Source organism: Streptomyces sp. XY006 (assembly GCF_002237655.1).
In the GTDB taxonomy this organism is placed as follows: Bacteria; Actinomycetota; Actinomycetes; order Streptomycetales; family Streptomycetaceae; genus Streptomyces; species Streptomyces levis.
Genome location: NZ_NOKT01000039.1, coordinates 14354 through 35045 on the forward strand (window position 1 = coordinate 14354; position 20692 = coordinate 35045).

Here is a 20692-nt window from a genome sequence, read left to right on the forward strand (position 1 = left end):
GCGACGAGAGGAGCGGTACGTGTTGCCGTCTTGGGAGCCGTTGTGGCCCTACCGGGCTGTCCTGGCCGTCGACGCCCGGAACTTCAGTGCGCTGGACAGCAAGGGCATGCAGCAGGTGAACGCCGATATCCCGCCGTTGCTGGCGCAGGCGCTCAGCGTCAGCAACGTGAGCGCTCACTGGGAGCGGCGGATGTTCGGCCAGCACACCGGCGACGGCTACGTCGCCGGCATGGACCCGGAGGTTCTGCCTGCACTGGTGGGCTGCTTCCCCGACGCGCTCCGGCACGCGCTTTCACGCCGACGTGCCGAGGCCCCCGCGGGTGTGCCTCTGCAATTGAGGGTCAGCATTCACGTGGGCCCCCTGCCGCCCAGCGGGCTTGGCGTGCCGATGGTGCACACCCACCGGCTCTTGGACGACGACGCGCTGCGGGGCCTGCTCAACCGCGCGAACCCGGAAATCACCAACACCGCAGTGATCATCTCGCAGCGAGTGTACGAGGACGTCTTCGAAAGCGGCTGCGTCAACGGCGACGTCCTGCCTGACCAGTTCGTCCGACACCTGGTGAAGGTGAAGAAGTTCCAGCAGCCGGCCTGGGTGCACATTCCCGGATTCGACTGGGGGCTCGCGGACCCAGACATCTTCGAGCGGCCCGGTACTACCGAACCGGACCGACAGCCGACGAAGGTTCCCACATCCGCGCCTTCACCTCAGTCGGCGCCTGCGGCACCTGGCGCGGTGACCTTCAGCCAGTACGGCCCCGACGGCGTCCAGGCCTACAACCACTACGGCGCCGGAAGGGGACAGGGATGACTGACCCGGAGCACGCACCACACCTCGGCACGCAGCCAGGCCCGGCACAAACCGAGCCGACCGAGTCGCAAGCTCATCCGGCAGCACCACCGGTAGCCACCGGCCAGCCGAACGGCGCCGCACAATCGGAGCCCGTCAACTTCAACCAGTACGGTGAGGGCGGCATCCAGGCGTTCAACGTGCACCTGAACGGCGACCAAGTCCTCCCAGTTCCCATCACCGGCACCGACCCTGCCCTCGCGGCGAGCGAAGACGGCAGGTTCATCCCGCCGCGAAACGCACCCCAGTGGGCACACGCCACCAAGCGTTTGGACGAATGCGGCATTGTCGTACTCTGCGCCCCGCCGGGAAGCGGTCGGCGAACAGCTGCTGTGAAGCTGCTACGCGCCGCGGGGGACGCCCGGCTGACTCTCTTCGACCTTGAACCTGAGTGGTCCAAGCCGTCGACCAATCCGCTGCCGAAGGGCTGGCACGCCGGGTACATCCTCGACCTCTCCGACATCCCCGAGCCGCCGGCCGACCGGTTCGGCGAGGACCTGGCCACGCTGGGAGCGCAGCTGCGGGAACGCGGCTCCTTCCTCGTCGTACTGGCCACGCCAGCGGATTGGTACGGCCATTGGACGGAGCCCACCCTCGCCTTCACCATCCCGCTGGAGTCTCCCGATGCGCGCCGCCTGGTGGAATCCGAGCTGAAGGCACTTCAGCGCATGGAGCGCCTGGTTTGGCTGAACCGCGCGGAGTTCACCGCCATCTGGTCCGCCAACCCGTCTGCACGCGAGGCACGCCGCCTGGCGCGCCTTGTCAATAGCGCACCCGATGAGGATGCCGTCTCAGCCCTCGTCGATGAGTTCGGCGACTGGCACACCACGGTCGAGGATCTGCTCAGCAAAGACCCGAAAAAGGACAGCGACCCGACACTGCTGTCCACCCGGGTCACGGTGTGGGCGGGCGCCCTGCTGCACGGTGGGCAGCGCAGCTCCGTCATCAAGGCAGCCGACGATCTGCTCACCCGACTCAATGTCTCGCGCGATGCCGCCCACGTCCTCACCGACGCCACCACATCGCGCAGACTGGAGGCCGCACAGATCTCCCGAGACGGCGACCGGGCCTACCACGACAAGACCAAACAGGGACTGCCGGAGGCTCTCCTGCGACACCTGTGGGATGAGTTCCCCACGCAGCACGAGCTGCTACGCAAGTGGGCCACCGACGTTGCCGCGGACCGCGGCACCCCCGAAGAAGATGCGCGGCTGGTTACTCGCGCACTGCTCCGGCTGGCGGTGCACCGCCACGACAGGGCCATCCTGGACGGCTTGGCCAACGGCCTCGCCGGTACTCGCCGCACTCTGGCGGTAGAAACCCTCACCACCGCTGCCGGCGACGCCGAACTCGGCCGCTACGTCAGGGACCGCCTGCGTCAATGGGTGGACACGACCAAGCCGTCGACAGACCGGGTCGATCTGGTCGTCGAGATCTGCGCCGGCAGGTGGGGAGTCGAACAACCGGCCCTTGCCCTGACACGGCTGGGCAAAGCGGCAGGCCACAAGGCCTTCGGTACACCTGCGTTGATCCACGCCTTCGAAGAGCTTGCCCGGCAGCGACCGAACGAGGTCCGCAAAGCCGTCGACCAATGGCTCAGCCACACAGGACTCGAAAGCGAGGACAGGCTGCGCCGGCAGACCCTGGGAGCTTTCCTGGCACTCGTCTCAAGCGACGTGGGAACAGACCTGATCCTCGATGATGCCCAGAAGCCAGAGGCCAGGCAGCGATTCGTCTGGGCATGGCAGGCACTGCTGGCCACAGACGACGCTACCAACGCGACCGAAGCGCACCTCGCGCGCTGGCGGGAGCGCTTCGAAGAAGACGCGGATCGCCGGGAAGCGGTCCTGGACCTTCTTGCTGACATCTTCACTCCGCCGCGCCTTCGCTCCGGCCTCGGACGGCTCATGGTGGCCGAAACGTCCACCCTCCACCCGTTCTGGCAGCAGGTACTCGAACAGGCCGCCCACCGAGACCTTGCGTCCCGGGAGGCATCGGCTCAGTGAAGCCAGGACCCGGCCCGTGGTGGAGCCGGCGGTACAGCCGGATCCGGTGCCAATGGCCCACATCTCTGCCCGGCATCCGATTCAACGCCAGCGGCACGCTCGCCTACCGAGCGGCGGCCCCCATCAAGGCGAGCGGCGCCGCCGCCGTCCGAGCCGCCGCCCGGCTGGCCTTGGACGCTGCCGGGCGCGGCATCACCACGGCTCATCTGCCCGAACAGCTCGACACCGCTCAAGGCAAACTCACCCTGGCAGTGGCTCAGTGGCACGCCGTCCACGACCGCCCTGGCCTCTGGCTGAGGGCACGCATCACCCTAAGGCTCAGCGAGCCGGATGCAGCCCGGGCCCAGACGTTCCAGGATGCCGTGCGGCAGGTAACGCTTGAACTCAGACAGGAGCAGGAACGACGAGAGCGGTTCACAGCAACCGTTCTGACCAAGCCAGATGCCGCGCGCACCTGGTGGCTCGAACGGCACCTTGACGACCTGAACGGTCTTGACTGGGACGCGTTCCGGGAGAAAGTGCTCCCGCTGGTCGGAGCGGCTGACGACACACACACGAAGGCCGAACGAATCGCCCGGCTACTCCTGTACGTCTGGGAGAAGCTGGGGGCCGACCCGGGACAGCATGCACGCTTCACCGCCACCGTGCGCACCGTCTTTGAACAGATGGGGTGGGCCGACGCTGTTCCCTGGCTGCCAGCGGAGGAGTCGGCTGCCGCTGCTCAGCCAGCAGAAAGCGGCGCCAAAGAGGACAAGCGAGACCAGGCCGCCGAGACGGGCGTGGGCCTATGAAGATATTCGCCCTGCGCTGGCTGCTAGACCCGGCAACCAGCCTCCTGGCCCTGCGTCTACGCGCTCAGGAACGCGGATGCATGTCGTACGACGCGGCCTGGCGGCTGGCCAGGGTGACACGTCACCCGGACGAAATAGTGTACCGCCACCACGGGCATCTTGCCGAAGACCCCCATGACGAAGCCAAATAAGCAGAAGGAGCAAGAGGGATCAACTGTTTATCCATCAGATCCTTGGCGGGCTGGAGCAGGCCTGACCTTCGAGCACAACAGGCCGAAACGAAGAGTGGGGCCTGGCAGTCCCTTCGGAAGCTCCCAGGCAGTTTTCGAGCCCAACGGTTCAGATCGCTTCAGTCTCTGGCGGCCGAAGGTCGGGTGGATAGCCCTTAGCACGGAGCCATGTGTCGAGGGCAAGAGCCACGATGTCCCCGTGCGGCACATCCGTGTCGGCGTTGTAGCGGCGAATCCGACGCTGAAGCTGGAGAACTTCTGGGACGGCGTAGTTGAGCTGGCCGCGCTTGGTGTGCCGGTTGCTGACGACTTCCAGAGTGTCCGGGTGCGGCGTAAGAGCGTCGTCGGTTGAATGGGGCTCGGCGTCGAGCGCGTCGGCGATCTCACGCAGTCGGCGGGCGTAGGGGGAGTGATCAGGCACGAGAGCTGCTCCGGTCGGCCCTGCTAGGCGGATAGCTATTCGCCTAGCAGGCTATTGGAATAGTCGGTAGGAGAGGCGGCCACACCCTGGCGTGGGGACGGCCGCCCCTCGTGCACACCGGTGAGATTCAGAAGCCGCGGGCGCTGAGCCACTCGTCCAGCGCGACCGAGACGATATCGCCGATGGGCAGGTGATCGAGTTCGTTGTCGAGCGCGAAGCGCTTGATCCGCTTCTTCAGCTTCAGGGCAGCGGGTACCGACGAGTCGAGGCTCTCTCGCGCGAGGCGTACGCGCCTACCTCGATGCTTTCGGACTCACCTTCGGCGCCTTCGATTTCGGCTTAGACCGTGATGGCGTCTGGCACTGGTATGAGTGCAACCCCAACGGCCAATGGGCCTGGTTCCCCGACCACATCACTGCTCCCATCAAGCACGCCATCGCCGACTGCCTACAGCATGGAGCCCCCGCATGACCGACCCTGCCGACCTGCGCCGCCAACTCGCCGCCGCCGTAGCTGTGGACGACCCGGCGTGGCGCACAGCCCTCGAAACGGTGCCCCGCGAACTCTTCCTGGGCAACGGCCTGTTCCAGTTCGACGGCCGCCAGTGGACCCCCGTGCACCGCGACCGGACCGATCCCGGAAAGTGGCTGAGGCTCGTCTACCAGGACACCACCTGGGTCACCCAGGTCGACGGCACCACCGCCGTCGAGGCCACCGGACCCGTCACCGGCCGACCCACCTCGTCCAGCACGCTGCCCTCCCTGATCGTGCGCATGCTCGACGTCGCCGGGATCAGCGAGGGTCACAAGGTGCTGGAGATCGGCACCGGCACCGGCTATTCCACCGCCATCCTGTGCAGCCGCCTCGGTGACAGCGACGTGTACTCCATCGAGTGCGACCCGGGCCTGGCCGTCGCGGCGGCCGACCACATCCACGCCGCCGGATATCACCCGACCCTGATCACCGGCGACGGCCTCGCCGGGCACAAGGACGACGCCGAATACGACGACATCGTGGCCACCTGCGCCGTCCGCCACATCCCCCCAGCCTGGCTGTACCAAGTACGCGCCGGTGGAACCATCACCACCACCATCAGCGGATGGATGCTAGCCTCCGGACTCGTCCGCCTCACCGTCCAGGACGACGGCACCGCCACCGGCCGCTTCCACCCCGACCAGATCAGCTACATGCTCGCCCGCCCCCACGAACGCCCACCCCGCCCCACCTTCCATCAGCATCCTGGCCACACGCGCGCCACCCGCGTGAACCCCGCACTCCTCGAAGACTGGACCGGGCAGTTCCTCGCTCAGCTCGCCGCACCGTCCGCCGAACTCATGACCACCGGCACGGGAGTGATCCTCGTGGACGTCGGCACCGGGTCACAAGCGTGGACCGAACCGGCCGGAGGCGGCTGGACCGTGCACCAGCACGGCCCTCTTCGCCTCTGGGATCAGGTGGAAGACGCTCTCACCATCTGGCAGGACGCGGGCTCACCCCCACACTCGGACCTCGGCCTGACCGTGGACTTGGACGGCACCCAACGCGTGTGGCTCGGAACACCCGACGGTCCTTCCTGGAACCTCCCGGTCTGACCTACCCATCACAAGAGCGTCCGTCACCAAGCCGGGGGCGGGTGCCGTCCAGACGGCACCGGGGCTGGGGCCACTCGTTACGTAGCCAACAAGGTAGCCATGTAAGCGCCCATCCTGCATGTTTGTGCAGGTCATAGCGCTGCGGTGACTCTCCCCGGCGTACAGCCCGACTCGTCTGCCGGCCCGCGCCTGGAGGGGGCCTCGCAGGCGTCCCGGATCAGGCAACTCGGGGCGATCGAGTGCCTTCTTCCTCCATCATCGGAGGATGCAGAAGCTAGAGGCGCACGAGATGCCCCTGCACAAGGTGTTCAGCAGTGACTACGACTTCCAGATCCCGGACTACCAGCGACCGTACGCCTGGCAGGAGGAACAGGCGTCCCAGCTGCTGATGGATTTGCAGGAGGCTCTGGATCGTAGTACGGACGAGCCGTACTTCCTCGGATCCGTCGTGCTCGTCAAGGAGGGCGGGGCACCGCAGGCGGACGTCATCGACGGCCAGCAGCGGCTCACCACACTGACCATCCTCCTGTCGGTCCTGCGCGACCTCACCGAGGACGCCGAACTCCGGGGTGATCTTGACCGGCTGGTGATGGAGCCGGGCGCCAAGATCCGTGGGCTCGCCCCGAGGCCGCGACTCACCCTGCGAAGCCGCGACGCGGACTTCTTCGAGAAGTACGTGCAGACGAAGGGCGCGCTGGGCACGCTGCTGACGCTCAAGGAGGAGGCCCTGCGCACCGACGCGCAGAAGGCCATCCTCCGCAACGCGGCGGTCCTCCACGGCAGCCTCACCGCGCTGACCGAGGAGCATCGGCTGGAACTGGCGCAGATGCTCGCCGAGCGGACCTTCCTGGTCGTCGTCAGCACTCCCGACCTCGACAGCGCCCACCGGATCTTCAGTGTCATGAACTCCCGCGGCCTGGACCTGTCGCCCACCGACATCTTCAAGTCGCAGATCATCGGCGACCTCGACGCGGAGGCGTCCGAGGCGTGCGCCACCACATGGGAAGACGCGGAGGAGATGCTGGGGCGCGACGACTTCGCCGAACTCTTCCTCCATCTGCGACTGATCTTCGCCAAGAAGCGGGCCGAACAGGAACTGCTCAAGGAGTTCCCGGGACAGGTGCTCAGCCACTACCTCCCGGACAGGGCCGAGGCGTTCGTCCATGACGTCGTCCGGCCCTATGCCGAGGCCTACGCGCAGATCAAGGAGGCCCGTTACGAGTCGGCTTCGGGCGCGGAAGCGGTCAACGCCTGGTTCCGCAGGCTCCACCAGATCGACAACTACGACTGGCGGCCGGCCGCCCTCTGGGCGCTGCGCCACCACGAGGACGACCCGGCGTGGCTGGACACGTTCCTGCGGGCGCTGGAGCGGCTGTCGGCCAGCATGTTCATCCGGCGCGTGTACACGACGCCTCGCGTCACCCGCTACGCCGAGTTGCTCCGGCAGCTCGACGAAGGCCAGGGCCTCGAATCCCCGGCCCTCGACCTGAGGGACGACGAGAAGGCGGACACCCTCAGCCTGCTCGACGGCGATCTCTATCTCGTCCGCAGGATCCGCAAGTACGTCCTGCTTCGCCTCGACGAGCTGCTGGCCCGGGGACAGGGGGTGACGTACGACCACCCCCTCATCACCGTGGAGCACGTCCTGCCTCAGAGCCCGGGCGCCGACTCCCAGTGGGTCGAGCTGTTCGACGAGGAGCAGCGTGCGCAGTGGACGCACCGCCTGGGCAACCTGGTCCTGCTGAACCGCTACAAGAACTCGGCCGCCCAGAACTACGACTTCGCAGCCAAGAAGGCCAAGTACTTCACCGGCCGCGGGGGAGTGGTCCCCTTCGCGCTGACCAGCCAGGTGCTCCACCACACCGAGTGGACCCCCGAACTGCTCAAGGCCCGGCAGGAGGAACTGCTGAGCCTGCTCGCTACCGAGTGGCGTCTGACGGAGCAACCGTAACCTCCCTCAAAAGCTCTGTGAACGACTCCGCCCACCCCGCCACCGTCTCCGCCGTGAACAGGTCCGTCGAGTACTCGAACGTGATCGTGAGCGCGTCCGCCTCCGGGGTGATCACCGCGTAGAGCTCGTTGCGGGCCACGCCCTGGACGGGGAGGGCGCGGACGGCCGTGTGCACCTCGCCGAGGTCCAGGGCCGGTGGCTCCGTCGTGATCACCGTGAACAGGACCGTCGGGAACAGGGCCTTCGTCAGGTCCGGGTCCACCAGGGACACCACGTCCGTCAGGGGGAGTTCCTGATGGTCCAGGGCCTCGAAGAGGGTGGTGCCCAGCTGGGCGGTCAGGGCGGCGAAGGAGTCCGCCTCGGACAGGCGGGCCCGCAGCAGGACCGCGTCGCCCACGATGCCGACCGTCTCCGCCCGGTCGCGCGGGAGGCGGTTGGCGCTGGACGCCGCCAGGACGACGTCGTCCGGTGCACCGCACACCCGGCCCAGCCAGGTCGCGAACGTGGCGGCCAGGACCGTGTAGGGCGTGGTGCCCAGGCGGGTCGCCGTGGCGGCGAGGCGCGCCGGGGTGTCGTCGTCGACGGTCCGGGTGTGCAGGGCGCCCCGGCCGGTCAGCGTGCCGGGGTGGGGACGGTCGTAGGGGAGGGACGGGCGCAGCGGGACGCCGGTGAGTTCCTTGCGCCAGAAGTGCTCCAGCTCCTCCCTGCGGTCGCCGGGCAGGCTGTGTTCCGCGCGGGCGAAATCGGTGAACTGATGCGTCACCGGCGGTAGTTGCGGCGTACCTCCGGTCCTGCGCGCGCGGTGGAACTCCGCCAGGTCCCGCCGGATCAGACCCAGGGACCAGCCGTCGCAGACCGCATGGTGGAAGACCGTCAGCAGGATCCAGTGGTCGTCCGCCAGGCGGGCCAGCGCGAAGCGGAACAGCGGCGGCTCGTCCATCGTGAACGGCAGGGAGATCCGGGCGGCGCACCAGTCGTCGGCCGCCCGTTCCCGGGGCGTGGCCGCCGTGCGCAGGTCGGTGACCGGGAGGTCCACCGGCACCTCGGCCAGGATCTCGACCTCGTAGGCGCCGTCAGCCCGGTGGACCGGCCTGGCGCGCAGGGCATGGTGCCGTGCCACCACGTCCTCAAGGGCCCCGCGCAGCAGCTCGGGGTCCAGGTCGCCACGCAGGTCGGTGCGGTGGGCGATGTTGTAGACGCTCGGGTCGGTGAGCGCGTGGTGGCGGCGCCACAGGCGGCGCAGGGTGGAGGGCATCGGCGCGGTGTCCACGACTCGCGTGCGGGTGGCGATGCCCCGGATCGTCGGGTCCAGGAAGAAGTCCGCCATGGTCAGGTCGATGTCCGCCGCCTCGCGCATCCGGTTCAGCAGGCGGATCGCGCTCAGCGAGTGGCCGCCGAGTTCGAAGAACGGCGTCGTGACCGGGACGTGCCGGGTGCCCAGTTCCTCGCACCACAGGTCGTGCAGCACCCGCTCCCGCTCCGTCGCCGGCTCCGAGCGCGCCGGCTCGGCAGGCGCGTCCCCCGGTTCCGGCAGGGCCGCGCGGTCCAGCTTGCCGGAGGCGTTCACCGGGAGGCGGTCCAGGGTCACCCAGCGCCGCGGCACCAGGTGGTCGGGGAGCCGGGCCGCCAGCGCGGTGCGCACGGCCGGCCAGGACGCCCCCTCCTCCAGGACCGCGTACGCCACCAGCTCGGTGTCGCCGTGGTGGTCGCGGCGCGCGAGCACCGCCGCGTCCCGGACGGCCGGCAGGGCCGTCAACGCGGCCCGTACCTCGGCCGGTTCGACCCGGTAGCCGCGGATCTTGACCTGGTCGTCCGCCCGGCCCCGGTACTCCAGGGTGCCGTCGGCGCGCCGGCGGGCCAGGTCGCCCGTGCGGTAACGCACCCCGCCCGCGCCGTCGTCGACGAACGCGGCCGCGGTCTCGGCGGGGCGGTCGTGGTAGCCGAGGGCCACCGGCACCCCGCCGACGTGGATCTCGCCGACCGCCCCGACCGGCACCGGCCGGCCCGCGGCGTCCCGCAGCGACAGGTGCGCACCCGGCACCGGCGTGCCGATCGGGGGCCACTCCTCACCCGCCGGATCCACGCGGTGCGACGTGACCACGATCGAGGTCTCCGTGGGGCCGTACTGGTTGTGGAGCGCGCAGAGCGGATGCGCGGCGAGGAAGCGGCGGAAGGCCGGGGTGAGACGCAGGGCCTCACCCGCCGAGAACAGCTCGCGCAGGGAGGGCAGTTCGGGGGCCGTCTCCATCAGATACGTCAGGGGCGTGCAGGGCATGAACAGGCGCTGCACCTCGTGGCGGCGCACCGTCCGCGCCACTGCCGCCGGGTCGTGCCGCACGGCGTCGTCGACGAGGACGAGTGCCGCGCCCGAGGCGAGCGTCGTGAAGATCTCCTGGACGCTCACGTCGAACGCCGGGGACGTCCACTGCAGGGTGCGCAGCGCGGGGTGCCGGGCGAGATGCCCGCGGACCAGGTTCGCCGGACCCCGGTGGGGTACGACCACGCCCTTCGGGCGGCCGGTCGAGCCCGAGGTGTGGATGCAGTAGGCCGGGTCCTCGGGGCCGGCGCCGTCCGGGACGGGGGTGGCGGGCAGGGTGTCGTCCGCCGACTCCACGCGCACCACCGGGAGTTGGGTGTCCGGGTGGGACGAGCCCTCGTCGGTGAGGAGCAGCACCGGCGCCGAGTCGGCGAGGAGCAGGGCCAGGCGCGGGGCGGGCAGGGACGGATCCAGCGGCACATAGGCCGCGCCCGTCTTCAGCACCGCCAGCAGGGCCGTGATCAGCCGCGGGCCGCGCGGCAGCAGGACCGCCACGCGCCGCCCCCGCGCGGCGCCCCGGCCGCGGAGCAGATGCGCCAGCCGGTTGGCCGCCGCGTCCAGCTCCCCGTAGGAGACGCGGGTGTCGTCGCCGAGCAGGGCGAGGGCGTCCGGTGTGCGGCGGGCCTGCTGCTCGAACAGCTCGTGCAGGGTGCCGGGCGGCGCGGCCGGCTCGGTGTGCTCCGGACCGGCCAGCAGCGCACGGTCGGCCGCGGTGAGGGCCGTGAGGTCCGCGAGCCGCGCCGAGGGGGTGTCGAGCGCCCTGCGCAGCACCTGCTCGACGTAGTCCACGAAGCGGCGCACCGTGGCCTCGTCGAAGAGGGCCGTGTCGTACTCGACCATGAAGCGCAGACCGCCCGGGTGACGGGTGAGGTAGACGCTGAGGTCGAACGGGGCACGCTCGCTCGGGACGTCCAGCAGGGTGGCGGTGAGGTACGGCGGGTCGAACTCCGCCCCGCCCTCGTTCTCGTACTCCACCATCACCTGGAACAGCGGGTTGCGGCCCGGGTCGCGGCGCGGATTGAGCGCGCCGACCAGCTCGTCGAAGGGGACGCCGCTGTGCTCGTACGCCGCCGTGCTGCTCTCGCGGACCCGGCGCAGCAGGGCCGGGACGTCCGGGTCGCCGGTGAGGTCCAGGCGCAGCGGAACGGTGTCGAGGAAGAGACCGACGTGGTCCTCGGCGCCCGGAGGGCGGGACGCCAGCGCCGTGCCGATCACCACCTCCTGCTGTCCCGCGAACCGGCCGAGGACCGCGCCGATCGCGCCGGTCAGCGTCATGAACAGGGTGGCCCGGTGCCGGGCGGCCAACTGCTGCAGACCGTCGGTCAGTTCGGCGTCGAGGGCGTGCGTGAGGCTCGCGCCCGCGCCCGACCTGACCGGTGGACGGGGACGGTCGGTGGGCAGGGTGAGTTCGGGTGCGCCGGCCAGGTGGCTCCGCCAGAAGCCGAGAGAGGCGGGGTCCGGCCGGGCGGCCGTCTCCGGCAGGCCGGGCAGCGGACCCGGTGCGGTGCCCCGGCCCTGACGGGCGCGGTAGTACGCGGCGAGATCACGCGCCAGCACGGCCGTGGAGGAGGAGTCGAAGACGATGTGGTGGGCCAGGAGGAAGAGCAGATGGCGGTCGGGGGACAGGCGCAGCAGCCGGGCCGCGACCAACGGGCCCCTGGACAGGTCGAGTCCGTGGTCCGCCGCGAGCGCCGACCGCAGGGCCTCCTGCTCCGTCGCACCGGTGAGGTCCTCCACCGGGCAGTCGAGCGGCATACGGTCGCGTATTTCCTGGTAGGGCACACCGTCCGTGTCGCCGAACACCGTGCGCAGGGCGGGATGCCGGTCCGCGACCCGCTCCAGCGCCCAGCGCAGGGCCGCGACGTCCAGGGGGCCGTCGAGGCGGATCGCCTTGGGTTCGTGGTACATGGCGGTGCCCGGATGGAGCTGCTCCAGGAACCAGATGCGGCGCTGGGCGGGCGTGAGGGGACGGCGATGCGGCCGGGGCCGCGGGACGGCTGCCCCGGCGGGCGGTTGCGCGTGCGGCTGCCGCGGGGGCAAGGACTCCGGGGACCGGCCCGTGCCGGGAGCCGTCCGGCGGACCCGGTCCAGCACCGGCAGCGCCGCAAGCACCTTCTCCTTCGGCACGCCGAAGTCCACGAAGCAGGCGATCTCGTCCGCCCCGGCCGCCAGCAGCCGCCCCACGGTCTCGGCGGCGGTGCGCTCGTCGCCGATCAGGGCGCGGGACGCGCAGTAGCGCTCGTAGGCGCGGCCCAGCAGGAACTCCACGTCCTCCTCGGGGGTGTTCTCCAGGTCCACCTGGAAGCCGAGGCTGTTGGTGACCTGGTCGAAGAGGGAGAGCGAGGACCGCAGATACGACAGGAACGGCCGGTAGGCCTCGGCCCGCGCCCGCTCCGCGTCCTCCTCCAGATACGTGTGCACGAGCACCACCACCCGCCCGGCCGCCGGGTCGAGGCCGTGCTCGGCACGGCAGCGCCGGTACAGCGCGATGTTCTCGGCCAGTTGCTCCACCGTCTGCGTCATCAGGTTGGTGACCACGCCGAGGTCCTCGGCGGCCGCCCGGCGGTAGCTGTCCGGGTTCCCGACGACGGCCACGTACATCGGCGGCCGCTCCTGCACGGGCCGCGGATGCAGGGTGATCTCCACGGGCGTGCCGTCACCCGCGGTCGTCTTCACCGGCTGCCCCGACCAGAGGTCCCGCACGGTCGCCAGGTGCTCGTACATCACTTCGCGGTGCCGGCCGAAGTGCTGCGGGGCGAGCGCGAAGTCGGTGGCGTGCCAGCCGCTCGCGAAGCACAGGCCCGTCCGGCCGCCGGAGATGTTGTCGACGACCGACCACTCCTCGGCGACCCGGGCCGGATGGTGCAGCGGCAGCACCACGGAACCGGCGTGCAGCCGGACCCGGCTGGTCCGGGCGGCGAGGGCGGCGGCCAGGACGGAAGGGTTGGGGAACAGCGCGCCGAAGGAGTTGAAGTGCCGTTCGGGAAACCACAGCGCGTGGAAGCCGTGCCGGTCGGCGAAGTCGGCCGCGGCCATGATCAGGCCGTACTTGTCGTGGTCGGTGTCCTCGGGGTAGTCCCCGAAGAAGTAGAGACTGAAGTCGGTGTTGCCGGCGGCGGGAGAGGGGGTGGCTGAGGGCCCCGGGCGCGGGCTGGGAACCGGAGCGGGGCTGACGGCGGTGGTCCGGGGCGGTGCCGTCCCGGCGGTGCTCTGCGGCGGTGCCGTTGTGGCGGTGGTCTGCGACGGTGCCGTCCCGGAGGGGATCCGCGGGGGTGCCGTGCCGGCGGTGGTCGTCGCGAGGACGTCGAGCTGGCGGGAGATCATCCCGCCGACCTGGTCGACGAGTTGCTCCGCGAGCCGTAGCTGCTGCCCGAACAGGGCGGTCAGGCCGTCCGGCGACTGCGGCGGCTGCGGCGGCTGCGGCGACTGCGGCGAGTCCGGCGACTGCGGTGAGGCGTGCGCGGCGGCGGACGGCACCGGCTCCTGGGCGACGACCGGCTCCTGGGCGACGACCGGTTCCTGGACCATCGGCCTCTGCACGACGGGCTCTTGAACAACCGGCTCTTGCACGACCGGCTGCTGAACGACCGACTCCTGAGCGACCGGCTCCTTGACGACCGGCTCCTCAACGACCGGTTCCGCCACCACCGTCTCCGGCGCGCGGCGTGTCGGCCGCCCTTCGTCGCCCCGCAGCTCCGCGACCCGCTCGGCCAGCCTCCCGGGTGTGTCGGCCGTGTCGAACACCTCGCGGACCGGGACGCGGACGCCGTACCGCTGCTCCAGTTCGGTCGTCATGCTCATCAACGACAGCGAGTCGGCGCCCAGTTCGAAGAAGGAACGGTCCGGTGTCACGTCGGCGACCGGACGGCCGAGCCGGTCCGCCGCCGACTGCCGTATGAAAGCGAGGATCTCGTCGTCCGGCTCCGCGGCACGCTCGGGAGCCGCGGGCGCCGCGCCCCCGAACGGCACCGTACGGCGCCGCAGCGGATGCCCCGGCAGCGGCACCCGGCCCCCGTCGCCCGTGAGCGCCCGCCAGTCCAGGACGGCGCCCCTGCGGTACAGCGAGCCGAGGGCCGTCAGGAAGCCCTGTGCCTGCTCGGCGGCCGTGTCCCCCGCGCCCTGGCCGGTCAGCCACCGGCTGTCGGGTACGCAGTGCCGCCCCAGGCCCGTGAGGGTGCGCCCGGCGCCGATCTCCACGAAGTCCCGGCAGCCCTGCTTGACGGCGGCGGCCATGGCGAGGTCGAAACGGACCGGCTGCCGGGCCTGGCGGCACAGGTACGCCACGTCGACCGTCCAGCCCGCCCGGCGCAGCTCCCCGTCGGCCGTGGTGACCAGCGGGGTGTGCAGCGCGCGGTACGTCACCTGTTCCGCGACCGCGCGGAACGCCTCCAGCGCGTCGTCGATCTCCGCCGAGTGGAACGCCCGGTCGACCGGCAGTGCCCGCCAGTGCACGCCCTCCTGGTCGAGCAGCCGCGCCGCTTCCTTCAGCGCCTGCGGCGGGCCCGACAGCACCTGGGCCCGCGGGCCGTTGACGGCGGCGAGTTCGACACCGGCGGCCGCGGCGACGCGGTGCGCCGTGGCGGCGTCGGACCGGACGGCGAGCATGCCCCCGGCCGGACATCGGTCCCGCATCAGCCGTCCGCGCCAGGCGGTGAGCCGCAGCCCGTCCTCCAGGGAGAGGGCTCCGGCCGCGTACAGCGCGGCGTACTCGCCGACGCTGTGGCCCAGCAGCAGCCCGGGCCGGATGCCGGCCGCCCGCCAGGCGTCGGCCAGTGCCGCGTGATGGGCGAAGAGGGCGGCCTGCGCGGTGTCGGTGGGCCAGGTCTCGTCCTGTTCGCCGGCACCGTCCGGGCCGGCGGTGAGCAGCGCGGTGAGCAAACTGCCGCCGAACTCCCGGACGTGCAGCTCCTCGCAGCGGTCGAGGGTGGCCCGCGCCGCGGGGTGCGCGGCGTACAGGCCCCGCGCCATGCCGCGGCGGGCGCTGCCCTGGCCGGTGAAGGCGAAGGCGACCGGGCCGAGCGGGACGGGATCGGGGTCCCGGCGCTCCGCCAGCGCGCGGGCGAGTTCACCGGCCGTACGGCCGGCCACGGCGGTGCGTGCCGCGCGGTGCGGCCGGCCGAGGGCCAGGGTGGCGGCCACGTCGGCGGCCGGCAGGTCCGGGTGGGCCAGGAGCCGGTCGCGGAGCGCGGCCGTGAGCTCGTCGAGGGACTCGGGGTCGCGGGCCGAGACGGGCACCAGGACGGGCAGGTCGGGAACCGGCCGGGGGCGGGGAGCCGGGGCCTCCTCCAGGACGACATGGGCGTTGGTGCCGCCGACACCCAGCGCGCTGACCCCGGCCCGGCGGGGCACGCCGTCCGGGACCTGCCACGGCTCCAGCTCCCTGACGAGCCGCAACGGGCCGTCGTGCAACGGCAGTTCGGGGTTGGGCCGGGTCAGGTGCGGGGTGGGTACCAGCATGCGGTGGCGCAGCATCAGGACCGTCTTGATGAGCCCGGCCATGCCCGCGCAGCTGTCGAGGTGCCCGATGTTCGGCTTGACGGAACCCACCGCGCAGAAGCCCGGAGCGCTGTCGCCGTCCGGGGTGAGCGCCCGGGCCAGTGCCGTCAGTTCCACCGGGTCGCCGAGCCGGGTCCCGGTGCCGTGCGCCTCCACGTAGGAGACCGTCTGCGGCGGCACGTCCGCCCTGCGCAGCGCCTGGCGCACCACCTCGGCCTGCCCCTCGACGCCGGGGGCGGTGAAGCCGACCTTGGCGGCGCCGTCGTTGTTGACCGCGGAGCCCAGGATCACCGCGTGCACGGTGTCGCCGTCGGCCAGCGCCCGGTCCAGGCGCTTGAGCAGCACGGCGGCCACGCCGTTGCCGCCGACCGTGCCGTCGGCCTCCGCGTCGAAGGCCCGGCAGCGGCCGGTGGGGGACAGGATCGAACCGGGGTGGCTGTGATAGCCGGTCTCCTGCGGCAGGTGCACGGCCGCCGCACCGGCCAGCGCCAGGTCCGTCTCGCCGCCGAGCAGTGCCTGGACCGCCAGGTGCACGGCGACCAGGGAGGTGGAACAGGCCGTCTGCACGCCGATCGCCGGGCCCGTGAGGCCGAGCCGGTAGGCGACCCGCGTGGCGAGGAAGTCCGGCTCCCGCCCGATGGCCGACTGCATGCCGGCGGCAGGGTCCGCCGGGTCGTACGGCGTGCCGGCCGCGGGCCGCTCCTGGTGGTCGTAGAGGTTCATGCCGGATCCGGCGAACACGCCCACCCGCACGCCCGGGGCGGTCGCCGCGTGGCCGCCCTCCTCCAGGGCCTGGTGGCAGCACTCCAGGAACAGCCGGTGCGCGGGGTGCGTGAGCCCGGCCTCCCGCGGGCTCAGCCCGAAGAAGTCCGCGTCGAACTCCTCGACGCCGTCCAGGACTCCGGAGGCGGGCACATGGCCCGGGGCGCGGCGCTGCTCGGGGGAGACCCCGGCCGCCGCGAGCTCCCGCTCCCCGAACACGCGCACGCTGTCCACGCCGTCCCGCAGATGCGCCCAGAACTGCTCCGCCGTAACGGCGCCGGGGAAGCGCAGGGCCAGCCCGATGACGGCCACGCGGCGGTCGGAGCCGTCGGCGTGCTCGGGGTGGTCGGCGTGGTCGGGGTGATCTGGGTGGTGGGGGCGGTCGGGGTGGACGCCGCCGGGCGCGGCACCGGGCACGGGCGCGGCGGGGGCGGTCCCACTCGCCGGGTGCGGGGCAGGAGCGACCGGAGCCGGCTCGTCACCGAGCTGCGTGGCGGACACGGGCGTCGGGGTCGGCTCCGTGGTCAGACCATTCGTGAGGTGGGCCGTGAGTGCCGTGGCCGTCGGGTGCTCGAAGAACGCCGTCTGCGGTACGGGCGTGCCGAGGCGCTCCGTCAGCCGGTTCCGCAGCCGCACCAACAGCACCGACGTCAGGCCGAGTTCGTAGAACGGCGCCTGCGGATCGGCCGGACGCCCGAGCACGGCGGCCAGCTCCTCCTCCACAGCCCGGGTCACCTCGGCGGCCCGGGTCACCTCCATGGCCCGGGTCACCTCGGCGGCGGCCCGGGTCACCTTCGCCGCCCGGGTCACCTTCGCCGCCCAGGGCGCCGCGTCGGCATCGGGCATCTCCGTGGCCTGGGACCCCGCGAAACCGGCGTCCTCCGGGTCCGGTCGCTGCCCCGGCGCGATGGGGTCCGCCCCACCCGGGCCGCCCTCGTCACGGCTCAGCCGGTCCCGGAGTTCCGCGCGGCGCACCTTGCCCGCGGGCGTCCGGGGGAACTCGCCCTCCGGGACGGGCAGGACATGGGCGGCGGTGAGCCTCAGGCGGGTGAACAGCGCCGCCCTCACCTCCGCGGCGATCCGGTCGTCCTCGGCGGCGCCGCGGCTGACGAAGAACACCGCCAGTTCCTCCGTGCCCCGCTCAGCGGACGGGATGCCGCACGCGGCGACCTCGCCCTGCCGGACCCCGTCGACGGCGGCGGCGGTCTCCTCCACCTCGTGGCAGTAGACGTTCAGGCCGTTGAGGATGATGACGTCCTTGCGCCGTCCCGTGATGACGACCTGGCCGTCGTCGAGGAAGGCCAGGTCGCCGGTGTCCAGCCAGTCCGGCCCGGCCGGGTAGGCGGCGGCGTCCGCTTCGGGGTTGCGGACGTAGCCGGGGGTGAGGCGGGCGGGGGAGTGCACCTGGAGCCGGCCGATCCGGCCCGCCGGGACGAGGTCGCCGCGGTGGTCGACGACGCGCAGCGTGACGCCGTGCGCGGGCGAGCCGCAGGCGACGAACGTGACGCAGTCCGCCTCGGGCACGTCCTCCCCGGCCCGCACCAGGTCGCCGCCCAGGCTGCTCTTGAGCAGGCGGTGCACGGTGCCCGGCCGGTCCAGCCGGCCGTAGGTGACGGCCGTGACCGTCTCGGCCATGCCCCACACCGGGGCGATGTGCTCCGCGCGCACCCCGTACGGGCCCGTCGCGTCGAGGAAGCCGCGCAGCACCGGCAGCACGACCCGCTCGCCCCCGCACACCAGGGACTTGAGGCCGCTCAGGTCCCAGTGGCGGTCGGGCCGCTCGGCCAGCGCGTCCGCGACCAGCCGGTAGGCGAAGGTCGGCGCCCAGCCGTGCCGCGCCCGGTGGTCGTGGAGGAGGTCGAGCCAGCGCAGCGGGTCGGCGAGCACGTAGTCGGTGGGGGCGTGGACGTTGGTGCAGCCGGTGAACACGGCGAGCAGGTGGTACAGCAGGAAGGCGCCGCTGTGGTCGACGGGCAGCCAGTTCACCATCGTGTCGTCGGGGCGGACGTCGAGGATCCGGCGGCTGCTCGCCGCGAAGTCCGCGAGCCCGGCGTGGGTCAGGCGCGCCGCCTTCGGGACCCCGGTGCTGCCGGACGACAGCATCAGCAGGGCCGTGTCCGACGGGTCGGGCTCGACGTGGTCCCGCGCGGGCGGCGCGGCGAGGCACTCCCCGGCGAGGGCGATCCGCGGGGCGGGCACGGCGTGGGCGAGGGCCGCAGCGCCGGGCGCGTCGGTCAGGACCAGCGGGCCGTCGAGTAACGCGCTTGCCTGCCCCAGGCGTTCGAAGGCCGGGGAGCCCGGCGCGGGGTGCTCGGCGATGGCCACCGGGAGGGCCCCGCCCAGCACACAGGCCCAGAAGGCGGGGAAGAACGCGTCCAGCGGCAACCCGCACAGCACCACCGGGTCACCGCGCCGCACCCCGTGCTCGCGCAGGCCGGTGAGCATCCGGCGTGCCGCGTCCAGCAGTTCGGGGTACGACCGGGAGCCGGTCGTGCCGTCGGCGGCGACGGTGACGACGGCTCCGCCGTGCGCCGACCCGGCGGCGCCCAGCAGCGCGCGCACCGCGTCGACCGGGTCGTCCCCCGTCCGCTCGGGCTCAGGACCCCGGCAGACGGCCTGCTCCCGTAGACGTTCCATGCGTGTCTTCTCCCTTGTCTCCGCTGGTGGGCGCTGGTGCGCCGGTCGGCGAACGGTCCGTGGTCCCGCGTGCGCGGTGCGTCCGTACGGTGAGCAGCAGGGCCACCGCCCCGCACACCGCCGCCCCGTGGAAGACGCCCACGACGGCGAGGGCGGGCAGAGTCTCCAACGCGGCTGCGGCCGTGATCGTGCCCAGCGCGAACCCGGACTGCTCGGCGGTGGCGGACAGGCCGAACAGCCGGTCGCGCTGCCGGTCGGGGGCCGCCTGGAGGCGCGAGGTGTAGACGATCTCGGTCCAGCCGTCCGCGAACCCCGCCGCGAGGGCCGCCGCGATCAGGGCCGGGGCGGGTGGGCCGGTGAACGCCGCGACGAAGCAGAGGGACATCGCGCAGGTGCCCGCCGCGAAGGCGCGTTCCCCCCAGGTCGTCCCGTGCGTCCGGCGTTTGAGGACCTGGTGGGCCAGGAGCGTGCCCACGGCCCACGCGGACCAGAACCGGGTCATGAACAGCGCCGGTTCGGACGGCTCGGCCGCGCCGGCCGCCAGCGGCAGCGCGACGTTGTGCGAGGCGGACGCCAGCGCGTCCAGACCGCGCAACGCGATCAGCCCGAGCAACGGCCCGGCCAGACCGACGAGATGACGCCCCAGCCACCCCCCACGAGCCGCCACCGCCCCGCGCCCCTCGCCGCGAGCCGTCACCGCCTCGCGCTCCTCGCCGCGAGCCGTCACTGCCTCGGGCCGCTCGCCGCGAGCCGTCACCGCCCCGCGCCCCTCGCCACGAGCCGTCACCGCCTCGGGACGCTCGCCGCGAGCCGTCACCGCCTCGGGACGCTCGCCGCGAGCCGTCACCGCCTCGGGACGCTCGCCGTCGGCCGGTTCGCCCGCTCCGGTCGGCTCGCGCGCTCCGTCCGGCCCGGGCGGCGGGCTCGTCGCGCCCGCCGGTCCGGCCTCCCCGTCGGCGTCCGTGCGTGGTCGCAGCGCCAGTACGGCCGCCGCCGACACCGCGAAGCTCGCGCCGTTGACCGCGAACGCGACACCGAACCCGCCCAGGGCGATGACCGGGGCCGCCGACGCGAAGCCCAGCACCGTGGCGACGGAACGGGCCGTCACCAGCACGCCGTTGGCCCGGGCACGGCTCTCCTGCCCGACCATGACCGGGACCGCGCTGCGCAGGGCCACGTTGAAGAGCGTGTTGCCCGCGCCCAGCACGAGCACCGCGCCGAGCAGCACTCCGGGCGAGACGTCCCGGGCCCCCAGCGCCAGCACCACCATGGCGAGCGTCTGGGCGAGGTCGGTCACCACCATGACCGTGCGGCGTGTCAACCGTGCCGTCACCGCCCCGGCGGCGAGCCCGGCCGCGACACCCGACAGCAGCCGTACGGCCATCACCGCGCCCACGCCCAGGGCGGTGCCCGTGACCTCGTACGAGAACAGGCTGAGCGCGATCAGATTGAGGTACGTCCCGTAGGCCGACACGGCGTGCGCGACCACCAGGGACCGGAACCTCCAGTCCACCCCCGTCACCGAACTCCTCACCTCTCGACCGGCCTGGCGCCAGCCGCCCGGCCACCCGAGCGTTCGGTCGATCATTGCAGAAGTGTTCGAGCCGGCGGGCGGAAATCCGTATTCCTGGCGTCCTGA

8 protein-coding genes are annotated in these 20692 nt (G+C 72.2%); 5 read left to right on the forward strand and 3 right to left on the reverse strand.

Annotated elements, in window-relative coordinates:
* Positions 1-19: 19 nt before the first annotated feature.
* The 3 genes from CHR28_RS33310 to CHR28_RS33320 are packed head-to-tail and all read left to right on the forward strand — an operon-like array spanning position 20 to position 3647.
* The gene (locus CHR28_RS33310) at positions 20-811 is read left to right on the forward strand and encodes a hypothetical protein (protein ID WP_094057462.1); all 792 of its coding nucleotides are present in this window, start codon (positions 20-22) and stop codon (positions 809-811) included.
* Positions 808-2856 carry a hypothetical protein gene (locus tag CHR28_RS33315; RefSeq protein WP_143655941.1) on the forward strand — a complete coding sequence of 683 codons (2049 nt, stop codon included), beginning with the start codon at positions 808-810 and terminating at the stop codon, positions 2854-2856. The genes CHR28_RS33310 and CHR28_RS33315 overlap by 4 nt, the downstream gene beginning before the upstream one ends.
* Positions 2853-3647 (forward strand): hypothetical protein, encoded by a 795-nt coding sequence (locus tag CHR28_RS33320; protein WP_094057464.1) that lies wholly within the window; start codon positions 2853-2855, stop codon positions 3645-3647. The genes CHR28_RS33315 and CHR28_RS33320 overlap by 4 nt, the downstream gene beginning before the upstream one ends.
* A 339-nt stretch (positions 3648-3986) precedes the next feature.
* On the opposite strand, the gene CHR28_RS33330 is transcribed toward CHR28_RS33320, so the two are convergent.
* Entirely contained in the window at positions 3987-4298 is a 312-nt protein-coding gene (locus CHR28_RS33330; protein ID WP_094057466.1) for a hypothetical protein, read from the reverse strand.
* 467 nt (positions 4299-4765) lie between these two features.
* Here CHR28_RS33330 and tgmC point away from each other — a divergent pair, with 467 nt between their 5' ends.
* Together tgmC and CHR28_RS33345 are read left to right on the forward strand one after the other, a co-directional pair.
* A complete protein-coding gene (gene tgmC / locus CHR28_RS33340) occupies positions 4766-5890 on the forward strand; it encodes an ATP-grasp peptide maturase system methyltransferase (RefSeq protein ID WP_094057467.1) in 1125 nt (374 codons plus the stop codon).
* Between the two features lie 265 nt (positions 5891-6155).
* Positions 6156-7841: a DUF262 domain-containing protein gene (locus CHR28_RS33345; RefSeq protein ID WP_094057468.1), complete on the forward strand. Its 1686-nt coding sequence runs from the start codon at positions 6156-6158 to the stop codon at positions 7839-7841.
* On the opposite strand, the gene CHR28_RS38630 is transcribed toward CHR28_RS33345, so the two are convergent.
* Together CHR28_RS38630 and CHR28_RS38635 are read right to left on the reverse strand one after the other, a co-directional pair.
* Positions 7810-19053 carry a non-ribosomal peptide synthetase/type I polyketide synthase gene (locus CHR28_RS38630; protein WP_256984559.1) on the reverse strand — a complete coding sequence of 3748 codons (11244 nt, stop codon included), beginning with the start codon at positions 19051-19053 and terminating at the stop codon, positions 7810-7812. The two genes, CHR28_RS33345 and CHR28_RS38630, sit on opposite strands and share 32 nt — an antisense overlap.
* Positions 19013-20641, reverse strand: a complete 1629-nt coding sequence (locus tag CHR28_RS38635; RefSeq protein ID WP_256984560.1) for an MFS transporter — start codon at positions 20639-20641, stop codon at positions 19013-19015. Before CHR28_RS38635 ends, CHR28_RS38630 begins: the two co-directional genes overlap by 41 nt.
* Between the last annotated feature and the right edge of the window lie 51 nt (positions 20642-20692).

What these genes read in the sequence shown, in the direction of transcription:
- CHR28_RS38630 (WP_256984559.1), bottom strand. Translation starts at nt 19,053, where the DNA reads ATGGAACGTCTACGGGAGCAGGCCGTCTGCCGGGGTCCTGAGCCCGAG.
- CHR28_RS38635 (WP_256984560.1), bottom strand. Translation starts at nt 20,641, where the DNA reads ATGATCGACCGAACGCTCGGGTGGCCGGGCGGCTGGCGCCAGGCCGGT.
- CHR28_RS33315 (WP_143655941.1), top strand. Translation starts at nt 808, where the DNA reads ATGACTGACCCGGAGCACGCACCACACCTCGGCACGCAGCCAGGCCCG.
- CHR28_RS33345 (WP_094057468.1), top strand. Translation starts at nt 6,156, where the DNA reads ATGCAGAAGCTAGAGGCGCACGAGATGCCCCTGCACAAGGTGTTCAGC.
- tgmC (WP_094057467.1), top strand. Translation starts at nt 4,766, where the DNA reads ATGACCGACCCTGCCGACCTGCGCCGCCAACTCGCCGCCGCCGTAGCT.